Below are 3,727 nucleotides of genomic sequence, written 5' to 3'. Positions count from 1 at the left end.
TCGACCACTTCCATCAGCCGCTGCAGCTTCATCTCACCGGTGTTCGGGTTGATGTCGGCGCGGATGTTGGTCTCCTGACCGTAACGCGAGCGCGCCGCCTTCTGGATCGCATCGGCCATGGCGGCGATGACGATCGACTTGTCGATCGACTTTTCACGCGCGACCGCGTCGGCGATCTGCAGCAATTCAAGTCTGTTGGCGCTTACAACCATCGTTTTTCTCCCGAGCTTGTTTGCCGGACCTTTGCGCCCGGCAGCTCAATCATAGTTCCTGTTCGTGTTCTTCCGTGGCGTCCGCTTCCGCACCCGACTCGTCGTCGTCCGGTTCGCCACGGCGCTTCTTGGCTTCCTTGCGCGCCCTGTTGTCCTTCGACAGGGCATCGCGGATGAGATCGTCGGTCAGGATCAGGCGCACATCGGCAATCGCGTCATAGGGGACGCGCACCGTCGGCTCCTCGCCATAGGCTGCCTTGTCGCGCTCGATCAGCACATCGTCTTCGCCGGCTTCGGCGATCTTGCCCTTGAAGCGCTTGCGGTCGGCGACGACGATCGATGTTTCCATTTTCACCAGATGACCCGTCCAGGTCGTGAAATCCGATTTGCGGACCAGCGGCCGGTCGATGCCGGGCGACGAGACTTCAAGATGGTAGGCCTTTTCGATCGGATCATCGACATCGAGCGCCGGCGACACCGCGCGGCTGACCTCTTCGCAATCCTCGACGGTCATGGTGCCGTCCTCGCGTTCGGCCATGATCTGCAGCGTCAGCCCGTTCTGGCCCGACAGATGCACCCGCACGAGGCGGAAGCCGATGCCGCGCAGAACCGGCTGGACGATCAGCGCGATGCGCGCATCGATGCCGCTTTCGCGGATGATGCGATCGTCGCCCTCGCTTGCCGTTGCAGTCATTGAAGCCCTGTCGTTCTCTACCAAGTTATCGGCAGGTAATAAAAAAGAGCGGGACCGGGTGGACCCACTCTTCGTCATACCGACCAAGAATTTGAGGCTGATATAGACGATCGCGGCCTGTGTTTCAAGCCCGCTATGCTGGTCGGGCAACGCTGCCATCGAGGTGGCCCCCGCCAGCGTTGCATGGAGCGCATGGCGCCCATGCGGCGGCCCCAATGGGATTGGCGCTGAAACGCACCTACTTACGCTGCGCTGCACAAAGGTGGCCGTGCGTCACACGTGCGCGAAAGGACATGATCATGAGCAATCGCAAGATATTTTCTGCAATAGGCGACTTCTTCACCGTATTCGGCAGCGCCGTGGCCGCTTCACGGGCCGTAGAAGCCGGTCGCAGGCCGCGCGCCGACGACCTGCGCAACCTCGGCGTCGAGCCTGCCGCCTTCGATCGCATCGGCCGCCGATTCTAGCTTTGACGCAATTCCGGACGGAAAACCGTTTCACACTTTTCCTGGAATTGCTCTAAGACCGCGAGCCTATTTCCGAATGAAGGTAAGATAGGCCGGCCGCCGGCCCTCACGAATGGCCTTGGCCTCGTAACGGGTGCCCGGCCAACCATCATAGGGCCGGTGCCAGTCCGCCGCCTCGCAAGCCTGCCATGCGAACGCGCCATGCGCGCGGCAATGCAGCAAGGTCCAGTTGACATAAGTGTCGATGTCGGAGGCGAAGCGGAATTTTGAACCAGGCTTCAGCACGCGCGCGAACCGCTCGAGATTGACCGGGCTTACGAAACGTCGCTTCCAGTGTTTCTTCTTCGGCCAGGGGTCGGGATAGAGCAGATCGAGGCCGCCGAGCGAGGCCTGCGGCAGCCAGTCGAGCAGCCTTGTGGCGTCGTCGTCATAAACCCGCAGATTGGCGAGCGGTTTCTCGCGCACCGCCATCATCATCTTGGCCATGCCGTTGACGAAGGGCTCGACGCCGATAAAGCCGATCGAAGGCGCCTCGGTCGCGCGGTGCAGGAGATGTTCGCCACCGCCGAAGCCAATCTCGAGGCGAACCGCGCTGACATCGGTCTGAAACAGAGTTTGCAGATCGGCCGGCGGCTCGGCCGCCAGATCGAGCCGATATACACCGAAGCCGCTTTCCAGCGCGGCCGCCTGTTGCGGACGCATGGTCTTGCCGCGCCGGCGACCGAAAAAGGCTTCGGTCGCGCGGCTTGGTCTGTCCTTCGGATCCATGGCGGGACTTCGCGGCGCCGCTGTCAGGCGGCGACCGCGTCCTTGAGCGCCTTGGCGAGATCGGTCTTTTCCCAGGAGAAAGACCCATCACGGCCGGCCTTGCGGCCGAAATGGCCGTAGGACGACGTCTTGGCGTAGATCGGTTTGTTGAGATCGAGGTGACGGCGGATGCCCGACGGCGACAGATCCATCACCGTGCGCAGCGCGTCCTCGAGCTTTGCCTCGTCGACCTTGCCGGTACCATGCAAGTCGACATAGACCGACAGCGGCTGGGCGACGCCGATGGCGTAGGAAAGCTGGATGGTGCAGCGGTCGGCGAGTTTCGCCGCCACCACGTTCTTGGCCAGGTAGCGCGCCGCATAGGCTGCCGAACGATCCACCTTGGTGGTGTCCTTGCCGGAGAAAGCGCCGCCGCCATGGGGTGCGGCACCACCGTAGGTGTCGACGATGATCTTGCGGCCGGTCAGGCCGGCGTCGCCGTCCGGCCCGCCGATGACGAACTTGCCGGTCGGATTGATGTACCACATGCAATCGTCGGCGATCTTGAGGTCGCCCAGCGCCTCGCGGATATAGGGTTCGACGACCTTGCGGACCTTCTTTGAATCCCAGCTCGCATCGAGATGCTGCGTGGACAGCACGATCTGCGTCGCCTCGGCGGCCTTGCCATCGACATAGCGAACGGTGACCTGGCTCTTGGCATCCGGCCCGAGCCTGCCGGCTTCACCGCTGCCTTCGTGACGGGCAGCAGCCAGCAGTTCGAGGATCTTGTGGCTGTAGTAGATCGGCGCCGGCATCAAATCCGGCGTCTCGCGGCAGGCATAACCGAACATGATGCCCTGGTCGCCGGCACCCTCTTCGCCCTGACGGTCGGCAGCGTTGTCGACGCCCTGGCCGATGTCAGGCGACTGGCCGTGCAGCAGAACCTCGATCTTCGCCGTTTTCCAGTGGAAGCCGGCCTGCTCGTAGCCGATTTCGCGGATCGCCTTGCGGGCGACCGATTTGAACTTGGCCGGATTGACGACCGGATGGCCGGCGGCATCCTTGAGGATGTTGCCTGCCTTGTCCTTCTTCAGCAGCGTTTCCGGGACGCGCACTTCGCCGGCGATGACGACACGGTTGGTGGTGGCCAGCGTCTCGCAGGCGACACGGACTTTCCACGGGTCCATGCCGGTCTTCTTGGCTTCGCGATAGACCAGATCGACGATCTCGTCGGAAATCCGGTCACAGACTTTGTCAGGATGGCCCTCGGCAACGGATTCCGAGGTAAAGAAGTAGTTCTGCCGCGTCACGGGTGTCCCCTCTTGAAAAACGATCGGCAGGCTGCCGATTTTGGCGCGCCACGTGTTAGCGGGGCGAAGCGCCGCTCGTCAAGCGGTGCTTCGGCTCTGGCATGAATGTCGATGCCGTTATCTTGTGCCACCGGCGGCGGGGCGCCGCCGGTCCTGGCGTGATTGAGGATCAGTCGGGATCGTCGGCGGAGAGGGACTTGACCAGGTCTATGATCCTGCGGCGCACCTTGGCGTCGGCGATCTTGACAAAGGCCCGGTTGAGCTGAAGGCCTTCAGGGCTGCCGCAGAATTCGACAG

General features: G+C 62.7%; 5 protein-coding genes and 1 pseudogene. 1 reads left to right on the top strand and 5 read right to left on the bottom strand.

Annotated features, from left to right (window positions below; genetic code table 11):
• Positions 1–212, bottom strand: a 212-nt coding sequence (locus tag ENZ74_RS25380; protein WP_281059727.1) for a NusA N-terminal domain-containing protein, incomplete at its 3' end; no start/stop codon positions are given.
• Between the two features lie 49 nt (positions 213–261).
• Positions 262–906 carry a ribosome maturation factor RimP gene (rimP, locus tag ENZ74_RS25375; protein WP_013527897.1) on the bottom strand — a complete coding sequence of 215 codons (645 nt, stop codon included), beginning with the start codon at positions 904–906 and terminating at the stop codon, positions 262–264.
• 299 nt (positions 907–1,205) lie between these two features.
• Here rimP and ENZ74_RS25370 point away from each other — a divergent pair, with 299 nt between their 5' ends.
• Positions 1,206–1,373, top strand: a complete 168-nt coding sequence (locus ENZ74_RS25370) for a hypothetical protein (protein WP_013527898.1) — start codon at positions 1,206–1,208, stop codon at positions 1,371–1,373.
• 66 nt (positions 1,374–1,439) lie between these two features.
• Here the strand turns inward: ENZ74_RS25370 and ENZ74_RS25365 are convergent, their stop codons facing one another.
• The 3 genes and pseudogenes from ENZ74_RS25365 to ENZ74_RS35345 all read right to left on the bottom strand — a co-directional run.
• Positions 1,440–2,141: a tRNA (guanosine(46)-N(7))-methyltransferase TrmB gene (locus ENZ74_RS25365; protein ID WP_024503462.1), complete on the bottom strand. Its 702-nt coding sequence runs from the start codon at positions 2,139–2,141 to the stop codon at positions 1,440–1,442.
• A 23-nt stretch (positions 2,142–2,164) separates the two neighbouring features.
• Positions 2,165–3,430, bottom strand: coding sequence for a methionine adenosyltransferase (metK, locus tag ENZ74_RS25360; RefSeq protein WP_024503461.1), 1,266 nt, complete (start codon positions 3,428–3,430; stop codon positions 2,165–2,167).
• 169 nt (positions 3,431–3,599) lie between these two features.
• Positions 3,600–3,727 (bottom strand): annotated as a pseudogene (locus ENZ74_RS35345) (transcriptional regulator); the annotation flags it as partial.

Origin of the sequence: Mesorhizobium sp. M7A.F.Ca.CA.002.15.2.1, assembly GCF_003998715.1 — a bacterium.
Lineage (GTDB): Bacteria > Pseudomonadota > Alphaproteobacteria > Rhizobiales > Rhizobiaceae > Mesorhizobium > Mesorhizobium ciceri.
The sequence above is the reverse complement of the archived record's forward strand: the minus strand, read 5'-3'. Positions and strand labels throughout refer to the sequence as shown.

Bases quoted from the DNA above. Each gene is read 5' to 3' on its own strand.
- rimP (WP_013527897.1), bottom strand. From the start codon at position 906: ATGACTGCAACGGCAAGCGAGGGCGACGATCGCATCATCCGCGAAAGC.
- ENZ74_RS25370 (WP_013527898.1), top strand. From the start codon at position 1,206: ATGAGCAATCGCAAGATATTTTCTGCAATAGGCGACTTCTTCACCGTA.
- ENZ74_RS25365 (WP_024503462.1), bottom strand. From the start codon at position 2,141: ATGGATCCGAAGGACAGACCAAGCCGCGCGACCGAAGCCTTTTTCGGT.